The sequence below is a fragment of the Ferrimonas sp. SCSIO 43195 genome (assembly GCF_023716685.1).
GTDB classification, from domain to species: domain Bacteria; phylum Pseudomonadota; class Gammaproteobacteria; order Enterobacterales; family Shewanellaceae; genus Ferrimonas; species Ferrimonas kyonanensis.
In genome coordinates this window covers 2,643,333-2,659,380 of record NZ_CP072679.1, presented here as the reverse complement: position 1 = coordinate 2,659,380, position 16,048 = coordinate 2,643,333, and the positions used below count along the sequence as shown (strand labels likewise).

General features: G+C 57.7%; 18 protein-coding genes and 1 riboswitch. Of the genes, 11 read left to right on the top strand and 7 right to left on the bottom strand.

What is annotated here, in order from left to right:
• Nucleotides 1-9: 9 nt before the first annotated feature.
• Complete coding sequence (locus J8Z22_RS12505; protein ID WP_252006628.1) at nucleotides 10-1,770, bottom strand: M61 family metallopeptidase; 1,761 nt, start codon at nucleotides 1,768-1,770, stop codon at nucleotides 10-12.
• A 139-nt stretch (nucleotides 1,771-1,909) separates the two neighbouring features.
• On the opposite strand from J8Z22_RS12505, the gene J8Z22_RS12500 reads away from it, so the two are divergent.
• Nucleotides 1,910-2,065 carry a hypothetical protein gene (locus J8Z22_RS12500; protein WP_156896928.1) on the top strand — a complete coding sequence of 52 codons (156 nt, stop codon included), beginning with the start codon at nucleotides 1,910-1,912 and terminating at the stop codon, nucleotides 2,063-2,065.
• Nucleotides 2,066-2,125: 60 nt separating this feature from the next.
• A complete protein-coding gene (hinT, locus tag J8Z22_RS12495; protein WP_028111917.1) occupies nucleotides 2,126-2,476 on the top strand; it encodes a purine nucleoside phosphoramidase in 351 nt (116 codons plus the stop codon).
• A 99-nt stretch (nucleotides 2,477-2,575) separates the two neighbouring features.
• Here hinT and J8Z22_RS12490 read toward each other — a convergent pair whose 3' ends face one another.
• The 4 genes from J8Z22_RS12490 to J8Z22_RS12475 form a co-directional block, all read right to left on the bottom strand.
• On the bottom strand, nucleotides 2,576-3,160 hold the full coding sequence (locus J8Z22_RS12490; RefSeq protein WP_028111918.1) for a hypothetical protein: 585 nt from the start codon (nucleotides 3,158-3,160) through the stop codon (nucleotides 2,576-2,578).
• 217 nt (nucleotides 3,161-3,377) lie between these two features.
• Complete coding sequence (locus J8Z22_RS12485; RefSeq protein ID WP_252006627.1) at nucleotides 3,378-4,232, bottom strand: glutathione S-transferase C-terminal domain-containing protein; 855 nt, start codon at nucleotides 4,230-4,232, stop codon at nucleotides 3,378-3,380.
• A gap of 176 nt (nucleotides 4,233-4,408) precedes the next feature.
• The gene (locus tag J8Z22_RS12480) at nucleotides 4,409-4,981 is read right to left on the bottom strand and encodes a hypothetical protein (RefSeq protein WP_035415244.1); all 573 of its coding nucleotides are present in this window, start codon (nucleotides 4,979-4,981) and stop codon (nucleotides 4,409-4,411) included.
• Nucleotides 4,982-4,990: 9 nt separating this feature from the next.
• Nucleotides 4,991-5,410 carry an MAPEG family protein gene (locus J8Z22_RS12475; protein ID WP_252006626.1) on the bottom strand — a complete coding sequence of 140 codons (420 nt, stop codon included), beginning with the start codon at nucleotides 5,408-5,410 and terminating at the stop codon, nucleotides 4,991-4,993.
• Nucleotides 5,411-5,520: 110 nt separating this feature from the next.
• Between J8Z22_RS12475 and J8Z22_RS12470 the strand changes: the two genes are divergently transcribed.
• The 4 genes from J8Z22_RS12470 to J8Z22_RS12455 all read left to right on the top strand — a co-directional run bounded on the left by J8Z22_RS12470 (nucleotide 5,521) and on the right by J8Z22_RS12455 (nucleotide 7,577).
• Complete coding sequence (locus J8Z22_RS12470) at nucleotides 5,521-5,967, top strand: MarR family winged helix-turn-helix transcriptional regulator (RefSeq protein WP_028111921.1); 447 nt, start codon at nucleotides 5,521-5,523, stop codon at nucleotides 5,965-5,967.
• Nucleotides 5,968-6,236: 269 nt separating this feature from the next.
• On the top strand, nucleotides 6,237-6,740 hold the full coding sequence (locus tag J8Z22_RS12465; RefSeq protein WP_035415246.1) for a PaaI family thioesterase: 504 nt from the start codon (nucleotides 6,237-6,239) through the stop codon (nucleotides 6,738-6,740).
• Entirely contained in the window at nucleotides 6,740-7,174 is a 435-nt protein-coding gene (locus J8Z22_RS12460; RefSeq protein WP_028111923.1) for a PaaI family thioesterase, read from the top strand. The genes J8Z22_RS12465 and J8Z22_RS12460 overlap by 1 nt, the downstream gene beginning before the upstream one ends.
• A gap of 10 nt (nucleotides 7,175-7,184) precedes the next feature.
• Nucleotides 7,185-7,577, top strand: coding sequence for a YcfL family protein (locus J8Z22_RS12455; protein WP_028111924.1), 393 nt, complete (start codon nucleotides 7,185-7,187; stop codon nucleotides 7,575-7,577).
• Nucleotides 7,578-7,629: 52 nt separating this feature from the next.
• On the opposite strand, the gene J8Z22_RS12450 is transcribed toward J8Z22_RS12455, so the two are convergent.
• Nucleotides 7,630-9,822 (bottom strand): cation:dicarboxylate symporter family transporter, encoded by a 2,193-nt coding sequence (locus J8Z22_RS12450; protein WP_252006625.1) that lies wholly within the window; start codon nucleotides 9,820-9,822, stop codon nucleotides 7,630-7,632.
• A gap of 3 nt (nucleotides 9,823-9,825) precedes the next feature.
• The gene (bshA, locus tag J8Z22_RS12445; protein WP_252006624.1) at nucleotides 9,826-10,971 is read right to left on the bottom strand and encodes an N-acetyl-alpha-D-glucosaminyl L-malate synthase BshA; all 1,146 of its coding nucleotides are present in this window, start codon (nucleotides 10,969-10,971) and stop codon (nucleotides 9,826-9,828) included.
• A gap of 266 nt (nucleotides 10,972-11,237) precedes the next feature.
• Nucleotides 11,238-11,341, top strand: a riboswitch (TPP riboswitch).
• A gap of 56 nt (nucleotides 11,342-11,397) precedes the next feature.
• On the opposite strand from bshA, the gene J8Z22_RS12440 reads away from it, so the two are divergent.
• The 5 genes from J8Z22_RS12440 to J8Z22_RS12420 all read left to right on the top strand — a co-directional run bounded on the left by J8Z22_RS12440 (nucleotide 11,398) and on the right by J8Z22_RS12420 (nucleotide 16,019).
• The gene (locus J8Z22_RS12440; protein ID WP_252006623.1) at nucleotides 11,398-13,500 is read left to right on the top strand and encodes a TonB-dependent receptor; all 2,103 of its coding nucleotides are present in this window, start codon (nucleotides 11,398-11,400) and stop codon (nucleotides 13,498-13,500) included.
• A gap of 10 nt (nucleotides 13,501-13,510) precedes the next feature.
• Nucleotides 13,511-13,771, top strand: a complete 261-nt coding sequence (locus tag J8Z22_RS12435) for a hypothetical protein (protein WP_028111928.1) — start codon at nucleotides 13,511-13,513, stop codon at nucleotides 13,769-13,771.
• Nucleotides 13,772-13,805: 34 nt separating this feature from the next.
• On the top strand, nucleotides 13,806-14,381 hold the full coding sequence (pnuC, locus tag J8Z22_RS12430; RefSeq protein WP_252010480.1) for a nicotinamide riboside transporter PnuC: 576 nt from the start codon (nucleotides 13,806-13,808) through the stop codon (nucleotides 14,379-14,381).
• The gene (locus tag J8Z22_RS12425) at nucleotides 14,371-15,153 is read left to right on the top strand and encodes a phosphotransferase (protein WP_169629212.1); all 783 of its coding nucleotides are present in this window, start codon (nucleotides 14,371-14,373) and stop codon (nucleotides 15,151-15,153) included. The genes pnuC and J8Z22_RS12425 overlap by 11 nt, the downstream gene beginning before the upstream one ends.
• A gap of 68 nt (nucleotides 15,154-15,221) precedes the next feature.
• The gene (locus tag J8Z22_RS12420; RefSeq protein WP_252006622.1) at nucleotides 15,222-16,019 is read left to right on the top strand and encodes a crotonase/enoyl-CoA hydratase family protein; all 798 of its coding nucleotides are present in this window, start codon (nucleotides 15,222-15,224) and stop codon (nucleotides 16,017-16,019) included.
• Nucleotides 16,020-16,048: the final 29 nt, after the last annotated feature.

The following is a 16,048-nucleotide window of genomic DNA, read 5'->3' as shown; positions in this document are numbered from 1 at the left end:
TGAAAGATCTTAGAGCCAGCCGTGAAGCAGGCTGTCGTCCACCACCGTCAACACGCAGCTGGTGGCCTGTGCCTCAGTCAGGATCAGCGTGCCGGTCATCAGCTCATCGCGTCGGAACCAATGGCAGCGCAACTGGGCGCCGACGCCATAGCGATTCAGGGTTTTGTCCAGCTTGGTGTCCACCTGCAGGTCATTGACGGCGATCAGTACGTCGCCGGCTGCCAGCCCGGCGCGGTGCGCGGGTCCGTCCTGAACCACATTGACCAGTTTGACCCCCAGCGGGGCGCTGGTGTATTTCGCTCCCAGCTCGGCGGTCAGTGCGGGATTGTCGCTGCCGCCTTTATCGTCGTTGCCCGAGGCGGCACGCTGGCTCAGTTGCACCCCAAATTGCGCCAGTAGTGGTGCCAGCGGCAGGTCGTCGGTATTGCTTAACCAGGCAAACAGGTCGCTGGCATCGCGGCCTATCAGTTCACTGACCAGGTTTTGGTGAGTGTCGTCTTCCGTCCCGATCCCCTGGCTGCCGTAGTCCTGCCACAGGCGCTGCATCAGGTGATCCAGGCAGTGGCGATGGTCGGTTTCCAGGCGAATGGACAGGTCCAGATACAGAGCAAACAGGGCGCCTTTGGTGTAGTAACTGACAATGGCGTTCTGTGCATTTTCGTCCTGCTTGTAGAACTTGGTCCAGGCATTAAACGAGCTTTGCTGCAGGGTCTGTTTAAAGCGTCCCTGGCCGCGGGTTACCCGGGTCATTAACTCGCCGAGCATCACCAGGTAGTCGTTGCGGTCGACACAACCGGCACGGTAGGTGAGCCAGTCATCGTAGTAGGAGGTGATGCCTTCGTAGGCCCACAGCTGAGTGGTGTAACTTTCCTGTTCCAGGTCGTAGGGAACGAATCGGGCAGGCTTGATCCGCTTGACGTTCCAGTTGTGAAAATACTCATGGGAGCACAGGGACAGGAAGGTGCGATACCCTTCGGTCATGCCGGTCTCGGTGATGGCGGGCAGATCCGAGCGGCCACACACCAAGGCGGTGGAGGAGCGGTGCTCCAGGCCCCCAAAGCCGGCGCCGACCACCATGGTCATAAACAGGTAATAGTCGTAGGGAGCGGTGCCGCCAAACAGGGTAATTTCTGCCTCGCAGATCTTTTTCAGGTCGGCACAGATGCGATCGGTGTCGGCCCAGTGGCGCCCGGTCAGCACCAGGTCATGCTGTACACCGCAGGCGTCGAAACTTGCCAGGGTGAACTCGCCCATCTCCACCGGATGGTCGATGAGTTCATCGTAATTGTCTGCAACGTAGGCACCGAAGGCGTAACGCTGATTGTCGGGAGCCGGAGTCATGGCGGTGGCCACTCGCCAGTGGCGGTAGTGGTCGCCTGGAGGGGGCAGCAACTGCATCTTCACCGGTTCCGCTTCTCGCCCTTCCACTTTCAGGAAGACACTGGTGCCGTTAAAAAAGCCATGGGTTTGATCCAGGTGAGCACTGCGCACTGACATGTCCCAGGCGTACACCTGGTACCGCAGAATCAGCTTGTGGCAATCCTGCTGTACTTCCCAGCGTTGCTTATTCAGCTGTTTTAGCTCGATGCTCTGGTGGTCATCGTAGGCGCTGACAGCAATCAGGTTACGGCAAAAGTCGCGCACCATGTAGCTGCCTGGAATCCAGCTGGGCAGCGACAGCCGTTGCCCTTTGTGGGATTGGCCGATGAGAAGCTCTACTTCAAAAAGGTGGGCCAGGGGATCGATGGGGCAGATGCGGTACTGGATCATGGTGTACTGACTTCCTTACAGTGCATAAAAAACGAAAATGGGACGATTCCGCGATTTTTGATCATCATCGGAGTATTACTGACCCATTCTCAATAGTATCTGGGTAATTTCCCGAGTTTGACAAGGGCAGGATCCGGCTTTGTTTGATTTATTAGACGCTTTAGGTCCTCTGGCGGCGCCGTTTCTGGCCATTATCGCCATCTATTTGGTTGGGGTTATGATGGCCTTAGGCTATGAGCGGGCGTCCGGGGCCGTGCGTCGGCGACAGGCGCAATTGAAACGTCGGTTTCCCTAACTCAGTATTGGCAAGTATACTGACACACTTAGACAAATCTGAACAACTTGGGGGCCGGTAATGGCTGAGGAAACCATCTTTTCCAAAATTATCCGTCGCGAAATCCCTGCGGATATTCTGTATCAGGACGATCTGGTGACCGCGTTTCGAGACATTCATCCACGCACACCGACTCACGTCCTGATCATTCCCAATACCCTGATTCCCACGCTCAACGATGTCAAGGCGGCCGATGAAGCGGCATTGGGCCGAATGATGACCGTTGCGGCGAAATTGGCGAAAGAGGCCGGCATCGATGAGGACGGTTATCGGGTGATCCTGAATTGCAACCAGCATGGCGGCCAGGAGGTGTTTCACATCCATATGCACCTGGTGGGCGGTCAACCCCTGGGGCCGATGTTGTCACTGTAACCGGTGTTTTCCCAATCGATGTTGATTTAAGAAGGAGCCCAGGCTCCTTCTTTTTTTTGGGGGTAAAGGCGAGTGACTATGGCCAAGTGCCGACGGCCATTAGCCGTCGTTTTCAACAAAGTCTTCGGTAAAATCCGTTTGCCAGTACTTAAAGCCTTGCACCGTGGCCTGAGCGGCGGCCCCCATCAAATTGACCTGGTAGGTGATGATGCCATCCACGTCGACCGATTGATTGGCCGAAGCCTGGCTGTTGGTGTCGTCCACATTGGCACTGGCCTCTGCTCGGGCCTGGCCGTCAAAGCCGCCCTCCTTGAATCGATTCAGGGCATCCTGGTTGAGGAAAATCTGCACGTAAGCCACCTTTTTCCAGCCAATGCCGGCACCCGCGCCAGCGGATGCGAAACGCCAATAAGAGAGGCCCCCGCCTTCATTGAGCTCACAGATGCCACCACCGCTGGAGAGAGCAAACAGGTAGCTGTCGCTGCCGGTACAGACCAGATGAGCGATGCCGCGATTCAGGTCGTCGCGTGCTTCGGGGTGCTGAGTGAAGATCTCCGACAGGGCGGATTGGGTCTCTTTGTGGGCGTTGGCCTTTTTAGCCTGGGGCGTATCCCCGGTGGCACAGCCCCACAGCAGCGTTGAGCTAAGGGTCAAGGCCAGTAACCTGGGTGAACTAAAGTGCATGTTTGCCTCCTGATGAGTGACGATTGCTCAAGGCGTGAACAAAATGGGTCAGCAAGGCTAGTGCACATTAGCTAAACAGACACTTAACCAAAATCCATCTTTCGAGGTGAATGCCAGCCCGTTGACGCATACCGGGCGTGACTTCGCTGACGGTGCAGGGAGGTCATTTCGCCCTAACAGGGTATAGCTGGCGTTGGCGGATTTGTCGAAAAATCAGTTAATCCAGTTCGTTAAGTTGGTAGCCGCGCTTGGGGAAGTGCACATGCAAGGTGCCGTATTTGCCGCTGTTTCGTTTGACGATCCAGCGGTGACGGCTGCTGCCTACCAGTATGCCGCGAACGGCATCTTTGGCGTAATCGCTGGGGGCCAGGCTGACGGCTTTGCCAATCAACGGGTCGACGGTGTGTGATTGGGGAATCAGCCGTGGCTGTGACGCCGATGCCATGGCTAAGGCGTCTTTGCCGCCAATGGCGGCGGCGTGTCCGTGACCAAACTTCTGCATGCGCTGATACCAGTTGCCCAGGCGTTGCAGCCGCGATGGCAGGGGCATTCCGCCCACTTCGACCACAAACCACAGGGCGTGATAGAGGGCGAAATCGGCATGTTGCACGGTGTTGCCAAAGAAAAATGGATACAGCAGTTGCTGGTCTAGCTCTCTCAGATGGCCGCGAAATTGACGGGCCGACGGTTTGTCGCCATCGGCAGTGGTTTCCCGGGCGATGCCGAGCCTGTCCCAGAGAAATCGAATCGTCTGTAGGGGCGAGAGGTGGGTTAGCAGCACTTTCATCATTCGCTTGGGGGGCAGAGACCCAATGGCGGCAAAGAACACCTCTTTCTCCACATGGTCGATAAACCGCCATTGGCTATCGGTGATCTCCTTGGTGCTCAGTTCCGGCTTTCCTGCCAATTCGGCGATCTCTTCGGCGATCAACCGCGAATCACAGAAGATGTCGGCTCCGATCTGAGCCACAGGGATTCGTCGGTAGCCACCGGCCAGTGCATCAACCACCGGGCGTGGGGGCATGGGAGAAGTCAGCACCGATTGCCACTTGATGCCGGAATAGCCGAGCATCAGGCGGCATTTTTCCGCGAACGGGGAGAGAGAATAGTGGTGCAGAATCATGAGCGTTGGCCTGGGTCTGTGTCACCGACGGGGCGACGGAGTTTAAATTTTACCCTGATAAAGCGACTGTATTGTTTCTAAAATGAAAAATAAAGCGCCTTTAATGTTAAAGGCGCTGTGGTCGATTATTGAACCGGGGTCAGTATCTTCGACAGCTGTTGCAGCAGTGCCTGTTCGTCGGCGCTGGGCTGGTAGCGCCCCCCACATCGTGGATCGGTGTTTTGCAACAGCGTGGTCATCTGCGGGGTCAGAGGAATCGGATCACAACCGTGGCTCTGTTCACAGATCAGGTCGTATTCCGGTCGTGCTTTTTGGTGACACTCCAGGCAGTTACCACCAAACCGGTTCACCACCTCCTCGACGCCCCGGTTGCGGATGACGGTGCCGTCGGCAGAGACGTCCAGCTCAAAAAACTCCCAGTCATTGGTGGCCGGGTTGCTGCCGACGGGTTGTTTCACCATCACCTCCAGCGGCACCAGTTGCACCACCGAGCCGGGCGGGTAGCGGCCCGATTCCTGTTCGGCTATCGCCACGGTTTGTGCCAGCTGGTGCGGATCGAGGTTGTCCACATAGAAGCCCCGTACCGGGGTCATGTCCAGCATGCATTTGAAATCCTCGGCCTTGACCTCAAACTTGTCACCGGCCTGGGTGAAGGGGCTGCAGGCAACCAGTGCCAGCAGCATCAGCGCAGTTCGCATTTTAACTCCTTATTTCAGCAGTTGCAGGGCAACCATTACCAGCAGCACCAGGTTGGTGATAAAACCGATGATGAAAAAATAGCTTCTTGGACTGGGGTTTTTCTCGGTGGCGATGGCGTAGTACAACACCATGTGCGCCAGTCGTGCCAGGGCATACACCCACACCACAATGGCCAGGGTTACCGCATTCAGTCCCATGAACATCGCCAGCAACACGGTGGCGGCCATCATCGGCACGTTTTCCAGCGAGTTTTGATAGGTGCGATGGCTGCGAAAAACAAAGGACTCATGCCCGAGAGATTCATCCATTACGCCGGGAACGCACCGGCTCTGGCGCCGGTGAGCGACAATGGCGATGGTGGTTTGGGCGAACATGGTGGCTAACATCAACAGCAAACCGGCCTGGGTATAAAAGTAGTGATCAAACATGACATGACTCCGCGCTTTGGTTTTTCGCAATTAGATTGTGCGCAATATTAATTGAGACTTGTCATGATGACAAGTATATTGTGCACAATGTTTTATGCTTCGGAGTGCTTATGGCCACTGGTAACGATGATCTGCCACAGCTTAATTTTGACAATCAGGTTTGCTACCCACTCTACAGCGCCGCCAATGCGGTGGTGCGGGCCTATCGTCCGGCGTTGGCGGAGCTGGACATCACCTACCTGCAATACATGGTGTTGATGCTGCTTTGGGAGCAACGATCATTAAACGTGAAGTCCCTGGGACAACGGATGCACCTGGATTCCGGTACGCTGACGCCGCTGTTGAAGCGATTGGAAGCAAAAGGGCTGGTGGTGCGACGTCGCAGCGAGCAGGACGAACGGGTTCGTATCATCTCCATAACCGAGGCCGGGATGGCGCTCAAGCAACGGGCGGCCGCCATTCCACAGCAGGTGGGCTGTAAGGTCGAGTTGTCACCGCAGCAGGCTCAGCAGCTCAAATCCTTGTGCCAGCAAGTGTTAAGCAATCTGGCGGAATAGCGCCGAAGCGTAGCGTTAGCTTGCCAGCCGGGGCCGAGCCGGCATCGGCTTTGTGCACTGGTGACGTGGCCTGACTCAGGCAGTAATGATATTCTTTGACGTCCAATCCGGCCGCCTTGGTCGGGAGTAACACGCAACAGGTATTTTGCTTTGACGGTGCCACAGGCACCTGAAGTATCAGGCAAACGATAAGGAATTGTTGGCACTATGTATGCTGAATCTGCCCATCAGGATGGTCTCCACCTTGTACAACAACGAGGAGCCGCGTGATGCAACCGGTGAACCCCGAATTTTTCCCCTTGACCGATTTAGCCGGTCGCTTTGTCGATGAGCTGGCCCAGTGTCGAAAGCTCAACATCGAGGCGCTGGAGGCCAGTGAACACCATGTGTTACTGAAACTGCCTTACCACGAATCTCTGGTGGGGTACCCGGAAACCCAGGTGCTCCATGGCGGGGTGATTACCACCTTGATGGATACTGCCTCCGGGGCGGCGGTGATCTGCTCCATCTTTGCCAAGGAAAAGCAGCTTGAGCTGTGTCCGACCCTGGACTTGAGAGTGGACTACATGAAAGCGGCCAAGCCCGGTGAGCCGGTGTTTGCCATGGTGGAGTGTTTTAAGCTGACGTCGTCGGTAGCCTTTACTCGGGGCATGGCCTACCAGGACTCCATCGATGATCCCATTGCCCAGGTGGTGTGCTCCTTTATGCGCATCGGTCCGGAACTGGTCACGGAGTCGTTTCGTACTGCACTGATGGGTGAGGGGCAAGGCTAATGGTCGATATTAAACCGGTTATTGAACAGGCGATTGCCGATCGGGATTACACCGAGCTGCTGGCCATTATCCCCTATGCCAGACACCTGGGCATGAACTGCGACCAGTTGGGAGAGGAGCTGGTTTTCCGTCTGCCCAATTGCGGCGACAACATGGGCAACCCGATGTTGCCGGCGCTGCATGGCGGTGTGATTGCCGGCTTTATGGAGATGTCGGCCATGGTGCAGTTAATGGTGGCGCTGCACACCTCCCGAGTGCCTAAGATTGTCGATTTCTCCATTGACTATCTGCGCGCCGGCTACGCCAGAGAGACCTACGCCGAGTGCAAGATCACCCGCCAGGGTCGCCGTGTCGCCAATGTTTCGGTAAGCTGTTGGCAGACCAATCGTAAGCAGCCCATTTCGACTGCCCGCGCTCATTTTTTGATAGATTAGGAGATCGTCGATGCGCCCATGGACCCTGATAGTCGTTTCTGCACTGGTACTGGCCGGTTGCACTACTACCACTTCCGGCCTGATGGCTCGCTCCAATGACACCGAAGTGCAAGTGAACAACCGCACCCTGGGCCGGGATTTGTCCCTGTCTGGTCTGAATCGAGCCATGGTTGGCGGCCGGTTGCAGGCCAGGGCGGAACTGACCTCAAAAGCGTCCGGCGACCTGTATCTTCAATACCGTTTCGTGTTCTTCGATGCCACAGGTAAGGAGCTGGAGTCGGCCACCGATGGCTGGCAGCAGCTCAACCTGGCCGGTGGAGAGCGTCGCCAGATCAGCGCCTTGGCGCTCAGCGGCGAGGCGGTGGAGTTTGAAGTGGCGGTGCGTCGCATCGTCGACGAATAACGGCCGTTGCCCGATTTGCCATTACCGCCGCGCCTTGTCGCGGCGGTGTTGTTTAGGGCGCCGGCTCTACCCACCCCAGAACGTCTTTGAGCACCGACCAGCGCGGCTGTTTCGGTTTGGCGTTCTGACCCAGAATCCAGTAGTTGTAGAGGGTATCGACGTAGCCGGACGCCTGCTGCATCTCCAGCCAGCTGTTAAGGAACAGCTGCAGCTCAATGTTGTTGCGGGCGACCACATAGGCCACCGGGAAGGATTTGACCTCTTCTCGATTGTACAGGGTGGTGTAGCTGGGGTAGAGCATGGTCCAGGTGGTCCCGGCTTCCAGGCTGATCATCAACGCATCGTAGTTCTGGCCGTCATCTTCAAAGAACAGCCGATCCGATTCGATCCGTTCAAACACCAGGTTGGGAAACTTCTTTTCCAGCGCCGGGATGATGGCGTATTCACCGACCGAGGCGACTTTCAGCGCCCCGGCGCGGCGGATCAGTTCATCGCGGTCGAACTCGTCGGCGCGATGGTCTTTGACGACAAAGGCGTAATGCAGGGTCAGCACCGGATTGGTGAAGCCCACGTGCTGAATGCGTTTGGTGGTCATCTGCAGTCCGGAGACCACGATGTCAAAGGTGCCACGATTGATGTTGTCCAATACCGTGCTGGACGCATAAGGGATAAAGGCGATGTCCAACTGCATCTCTGAGGCCAGCTTCTTCATCATTTCGATATCCAGCCCCACCAGCTCGTTGTTGGCGTTGTAGAAGGAAAACGGCACCTGCAACGGGTTATAGCCGATTCTCAATACTCCACTGGCTTTAATCTGCTCCAGGGTTCGTGGTGCCGAGGTCGAATCCAGTTGCTCCGGCTGGTAGTTTTTCACCTCCTCCGGCAGGCTTTGAGCGGAGCGCATCTGTGCCACCACCTCATCCATGACGTAGTCGGTGTTTACCGCCTTATCCAAGGTGACGGCGGTGGCAATCAACACCGCCCCGACCACCACCGGGGTTAAGCCGGCGTATAGCATCAGCCGCACCGGGTTTAGGCGGGCGTGACCGGCCAGCATCGCCGTCCCGCCGACGGCCAGAATAAACAGGTTCATGGCCGCCAGCAGCGAGGTAAAGCGACTGGTGAACAGGCTGGACACCATGTACAGCTGAAACAGATCCGACGGCAACTCCAGCGAGTCCAGCAGCATCGGCACTGTCAGATAGACGCTGCCAAACAGGCTGATCAGGCCATTGATGGCCATGGGCAGGTAGGTCACGAAATCCAGGTCGCTGCCGGCGAACCAGGCGGCGAACAGCACAAACACCAGGGTAAGCAGTTTGCCCAGGTTGGGAAAGCTGAACACCACCGGAATGATGACATTGGCGTAGTCGTCGGTCTCGTCGCTGCCGATGTTGTATTTATGGAACAGCTGTTTGGTTCGCTCAATCAGCAACGGCAGAATAATGAAGATGTTGCCGGCGGCAAAGGCGGTGATCATGGCGTCTTTGGCGATGCCGGCGATGTCACGGTAGGAAAAAGGCGTCATCACCGCCACGATGGCGGGCAACACCCAGTAGGTTAGGATCAGCGTCATTACCACATGGGCGGCGAAATAGACCTGCAGGCGTTGAAATTCGTCGATCTCCATGGTCCCGGCCGTGGACGCCGTCATGGCAAAGATCCCCAGTGGCATCAGCTTGACGATGTATTGAGTCACCTTATTGAAGGCTTCGCCCAGCAACTGCATCGGTTTCAGCAGCGCCTCTTTATCGTCGATGGCGATCAGGGCGATGCCGGTGGCAACGCAAAACAGCACAATGGCGGGAATGTAACTGTTCGACATAGAAAAGAACGGGTTGGCGGGAATGTAGAGGTCCATCAAGCTGACGGCCTGCGGATCCTGCAATACCGATAAGCTGAAGAAGTCGCCCGCCTGCCACTCGGGGAAGGTATAGCGAATCAGGTACATGGCCAGCAATCCCAGGGCCCAGATCACCACCATCAATTTGCCGACATGCATCGCCAGGCTGCGAGCCTGTTGATAGGACAGGTTGCCGAGGCTGGAGATCAGCGACACCATGATGTACGGAATGATGGTCATCTGCAGCAGCTTGACGAACGCATCGCCAATATAGGACATCCAGGCCAGAGTTTCGCCGAAAAACAACCCGGCGCCGATGCCGGCGGCAAAGGACAGCAGCACCAGGGTCGACATGCTCATTCCGGGTTTGGCGGTGGGGGCCTGGGCGGTGGCGGTAGTCATAACTTAGTGATTTCCTGTTGGCAGAAGGCAAGCGTTGATGGCCTGGCGGTAACACGCCAGGTACTGCTCCGCCTTTTCGGCGGGATGGAAGCGTTCGGCGGCGCGGCGACGGCCGGCCTGGCCAAAGCGCCGTTGGCGCTGCGGATCGGTGAGTATCGCCAGCAGGTGACGGCTGTGGGCCTCGACGTCGTCGGCGGGGGCCATGTAACCGCTGACGCCATGCTCGACGACCTCCGGAATGCCGTCCACGTCACTGCTGACCGTGGGAACGCCGCAGGCCATGGCTTCCAGCAGCGCCATGCAAAACGATTCCCGGTAGCTGGGCTGAATCACGCAATCGGCCAGTGGCAGGTAGTGCTCGACGTTGCGCACTTCGCCGATGAAGTGGACCCGTTCGCTGATCCCCAGTTGATGGCACAGGGTTTGACAAGGCTCCAGGCTGGGGCCGCTGCCCAACAGCACCAGCCGGGCGGGCAGGGCGCTGCTGAGCCGGGCAAAGGCATTGATCACCGTCTGGGTATTTTTTACCGGCCGAAAGTTAGACAGATGCATGACGATTTTCTCTTCGCCCTTCGCCAGGGTGTGCCGGGCCACTACCGCCGGGTTATCCGGGCTGAATCGTTGCAGGTCGATAAAGTTGTGGATCACCTCGATGGGGGCATCGACCTGAAAATGGCGATGGATGTAGTGGCGCTGAAAATTCGACACCGTGGTTACCCGGGTGCTGCGGTTGATGCTGAACTGGTTCAGCGGGTACAGCGGCCGATCCTGCCCGACCACAGTGACATCGGTGCCGTGAATGGTGGTGACCACGGGAAACGGCTGGTCGGTGATCTCACTGGCCAGGTAGGCGCACAAGGAATGGGGAATGGAGTAGTGGGCGTGCACCACCTGTAACTGGTACTGGTTGACCACCTCGACGATTTTGGCCGTTAACGCAAAGGTGTACAGCGGGTCCTGAAACAGCGGGTAGTGAATGGCCTCAACCAGGTGGAAATGCACATTGGGTTGGTTGCGGCTGAGTTTGAACGGTGGGGCGCTGGAGATGAAATGCACCTCGTGGCCAAGACGGGCCAATTCATGGCCGAGCTCGGTGGCCACCAGGCCCGAGCCACCAATACTGGGGTGGCAGACAATCCCTATCTTCATCAGCGAGCATCCTTTTTGGTGTCACGACAGGCCGAGCCTGTGCGTCTGCACTCTTCCGGCCGGGTTCAGACTCCTTTACCGAACCCCAGCGGCCGTATTCGCACTTTGAGTTTCAAGCTATTCAATAATAGTGAAATTTACAACACTGAATTGGATCAGAATCGTCAGCGGCTATCGCTCTGAGGTGGCTTGTTGCGGAAATATTGGCCGGAAAGCCGGTTCAGGCTCGATTCAGAGTTCGTTGTTGTTACAACTCTGATATACTGGCGACTGCCTCGGGGTGTATCACGACAGATACTGAGATTCCAACTGGAGAACCCGCGAACCTGATCCGGATAATACCGGCGTAGGAAAGGTCTAACCTTTGATATCCCTGCCCAAAATCCGGTCGTATCCCTTTTAGTTTTTAAGAGACGTCTAAAAGTCATGCGTACCAAAGTTTCCCTGATTGCCCTTGCGGTCTCCTTTGCGGTTCATGCCCAAGAGATCGAAACCATCACCGTTAATGCCGATCTTCGCAACATCGAGCTGGAGCAGTTGCCTGGCTCAGCCACCGTGGTCGACAGCCAGGCCATCAAAGATGAAGGTGGTGAACACTTCGAACAGATACTGGACTCGATTCCGAACCTGAACTGGTCCGGTGCCACCTCCCGTCCCCGTTACTTCCAGATCCGTGGTGTCGGTGAGCAGGAGGACTACAAGGGGGCGCCCAACAGCTCGGTCGGCTTTATCGTCGATGACATCGATCTGTCCGGGCTGGGAATGGCTGCCAGTCTGTATGATCTGCAGCAGGTAGAGGTGCTTCGTGGCCCTCAGGGTACTCAGTACGGTGCCAACGCCCTGGCGGGGCTTATCTATGTGAAAAGCATGGATCCCAGCGACGAATTTGAGTCTGGCCTGACCGCCACCCTGGCCGAAGACAACCAACAGACCTACGGTGGCTATGTCTCCGGCGCGGCCACCGACACCCTCAACTACCGGGTAATGGTGCACTCTAACCAGCAGGATGGCTTTCGCGACAACCTCTATCTGGGCCGGGACGACACCAACGCCCGCGATGAACTGACCCTGAGAACCAAGTTACTGTGGCAACCCAGCGACCGACTGCAGGCCAAATTGACTTTCCTGCACGCGGATCTGGATAACGGCTACGACGCCTGGACCCTGGACAACAATGGTTTTGACACCATCACCGACAACCCGGGAGAGGACTCTCAGCGCACCAATGGCGCATCGCTGAACCTGAACTACGACATCAATGAGGCGCTGGCGCTGCGGGCCATTACCAGCTGGAGCAATACTCACGCCACTCACGCCTACGACGGTGACTGGGCCAACGACGACTATTGGGCCGACCGCACCTGCTATGGCGAGCCCTGTGTCTATGTCTATAACTGGAGCAAGGCTCTGAAACGCGACACCCTAAGCCAGGAGTTGCGCCTCAGTTCCCGCGAAGCGGGACGCATCTTTGCCGGTACCACCGACTGGCTGGTGGGGGTGTATGCCAACGATTTGCAAGAATCGAACTACCTGGCCATTACCGAAGCCTACGACGCCAGCGGCAGCTACTTCTCGGATCAAAGCTCCGACTACGACGCCGACAGCCAAGCGGTGTTTGGTCAGCTGGACAGCAGCCTGGGTCGCTGGACCCTGTCCGCTGGCCTGCGCCTAGAACAGCGCGATGCCAGCTACCGCGACAGCAAAGGTGAGGCCTTCGACACCGACGAGTCGATGTGGGGCGGTCACTTGTCGGCCAGCTATCAGTTCAATGCCGACCATAACGGCTATGTACGGGTGGCCCGAGGTTACAAGGCCGGTGGTTTTAACATGGGGCTGCCGGAGTTTCTGTCTGACAAGACCCAGTACGACACCGAGACCCTGTATAACTATGAGATCGGGTTGAAAAGCCGTTGGCTGGACGGGGCGCTGACGTCGGCGCTGGCACTGTTCTACATGGACCGTCAGGACCAGCAGGTGGAAGCGTCGGTTCAGGAGCCGGGCAGTGGCGATTTTGTGCTGTACACCAGCAACGCCACCGACTCCAATAACTACGGCGCCGAACTGGAGCTGAATTACCAGGTGACGGAGTCATTGCAGCTGCACGGCAGTGTCGGCTGGCTGGAAACCGAGTACGGTGACTACGTGCTGCAGCTGGGAGAAGACAGTTTCCGGGATCTCAGTGGCCGCGAGCTGGCCCATGCGCCCAACTATCAGTTTGCCGTCGGCGCCACCTACCGTCACGACCAGGGCTGGTTTGCCAATGTGAACCTGTCCGGTAAAGACGAATTCTACTACTCCGACAGCAACGATTCGGTGTCCGCCCCCTACCAGGTGCTGGACGCCAAAATTGGCTACGAAGCCAACAGCTGGTCGCTGTACCTGTGGGGGCGTAACCTCACCGATGAAAAATACGGCGTGCGTGGCTTCTACTTCGGTAACGAGCCGGATCAGGACTGGGCCGACAAACAGTACATCCGTTACGGCGATCCTCAGCAGTTCGGCGTGACCTTTAACTACGACTATTTCTAAGGAGTTGGCAATGCAATTGTCAGTAGAAATCAGCCTTTACCCGCTTCAGGATAACTATTTGGCACCGATTCAATGGTTCATCGGCCGCCTGGACTCCTATCCTGAGATTCAGCGTAAAACCAATGCCATGAGCACCCAGATTGGCGGCGATTACGATACCGTGATGGCGCTGCTAGCCACCGAGATGAAGGCCGCCCATCAGCAGTGGGGCAAGGGGGTGTTTGTGTGTAAATTCATTCCTGGCGGTGTCGATCTTGACCACAGTGAGTGATGCCCTGACCGAGGCACTGGCTCAGGCCAGTGCCATGAACCTGTGGGAGGGGGTGGCCGTGGTGCTGGCCCTGGCCTATCTGTTGTTTGCCATGCGTGGCAGCCTGTGGTGCTGGCCAGCGGCGTTTTTCAGCACCCTAATCTACACCGTCCTGTTTTGGGAGGTGTCGCTGCTGATGGAGTCGGTGCTCAATGGCTACTACCTGTTGATGGCACTGTACGGCTTCTGGCAGTGGCGCTACGGCGGTCGCGGTGATGGTCTGAGTTACCAGACCTGGTCGGCCAGTACCCACGTGCGTCTGATTGGGTTGACTGCGCTGACGGCGCTGGGACTGGGGTACGTGATGGACAACTACACCCACGCGGACCTGGCTTACCTGGATTCGGCCACCACCTGTTTCGCGGTGGTGGGTACAGTGATGACCGCCCGCAAGGTGGTTGAGAACTGGCTCTATTGGGTGGTGATCGATTTGGTGTCCATCTATCTGTACATGAGCAAGGGGCTGGTTCTGACCAGTGGCTTGTTCGTGATTTACGTCGGTCTGGCACTGGCAAGCTATTTCAGCTGGCGCAGTGCCTATCGCAGCCAGGATAATGCCGTTGCGGCCTGAAGCATTGCTCCATCAACTGAAGGGCTATGAGGGCTTCAGTCTGCGGCCGTTTGCCCGCGGCAGTGCCAACAATCTGTTTGAGGTCGTTGGCCCGGCGCAGCCTACCTTGATGCGGGTCCACGATGCCTGGGCCACCATGGGGGTCGATCGCAAACGGGAATCGAGGCTGTGGCAGCTGGCCGGTCAACAGAGGCTGGCGCCAACGTTGATTCACTGGGATTCGGCTCACCGCTTTTGTCTGATGCAGCGCTGGGGCCAGGCGGCAGGCACCCTGGTCGCCGCCAACGCCACGGCGGTGCTGCTGGCGTTTCACCGCCTGCCCGCAGCGCCACAGCCCTGGGATTATGCCGCAGGACTGTGTGCCCAGCGCTGGCCAATGGCCCGCCAGTGGCAGGCTCAGCTGCTGGCCAGCGCGTTGCCCGCCGGTCTGTGCCATCACGACCCCGGTCGGGGCAACTGGTTGAGCCAGGACGGTGAATATCGACTCATCGACTTTGAGTATGCCGACTGGGGCCACCCGCTGTGGGACCTGGCTTGCCTTGAGGTGGAGTGGGGACCGCAGATCGCGACTCCGCTGTGGCGAGAGTATTACGTCGCAGTGGGCCAGCCGCTGAATGACACCGAATTGAGGGCATTGGCCGGTGCTCGCCGTTTGTACCTGGCTACTGCTATCGACTGGTGCCGACACGCGTTGGCTCAGGGCGGAGACCAGGCTCAGTTGCAACCGTGGTTGAGTCGCTACCAGGGTCTGCTTGATCAAGATCGGTACTGAACCCCTGGCTTGATTCATCTCTGGAATCCGCTAGGGTAAAGGATTGCGGACCTTACAGGCAGGATGCCATGGACACCACTGCAACCGCGGTACACACCGCCCGTCATGGCTCAATCTGGGTCGTGACTCTCAATCGACCCGAATGCAGGAATGCCGTAGATGGCCCCACAGCCACGGCGCTGCAGGACGCCTTCATCGAATTTGACTCCCGAGCCGAGCTTAAGGTGGCGGTGCTGACCGGTGCCGGCGGCCAATTCTGTGCCGGTGCGGATCTGCACGCGGTAGACGATCCTGGCCGCCGTAATCGCATCGAACCTGAGGGGAGTGGGCCTCTGGGGCCCACTCGAATGCAGCTCAGTAAGCCAGTGATTGCCGCTGTGGAGGGCTATGCTGTGGCCGGAGGGTTGGAGCTGGCGCTGTGGTGCGACTTGAGAGTGGCCGCCGACACGGCTCAATTTGGGGTGTTTTGCCGCCGCTGGGGGGTACCACTTATCGATGGTGGCAGCGTGCGGTTGCCACGCTTGGTTGGTCAGGGCCGGGCCCTGGACATGATATTAACCGGCCGGTCGGTGGCCGCGGCCGAAGCCTTGTCCTGGGGCCTGGTCAGCCGGGTGGTGCCCGAGGGCCAGGCGCTGGAACAGGCGTTGCAGTTGGCGGCGTCGCTGACCGAGTTTCCTCAGCAATGCATGAAGGCCGATCGACTCAGTTGCCTGGCGCAGTGGTCGTTGCCGTTGGAGCGTGCCTTGGAGGCTGAGGGCCGCTGTGCGGCGACCGTACTTCAGCAGGAAGGGCTGGCAGGAGCGCGTCGCTTTCGCCAAGGCGCCGGCCGCCATGGAACTTTTGAGGAATCTGATGGTTCCAACTGATAGATGATTGGCATCGAAGGAGTACGATG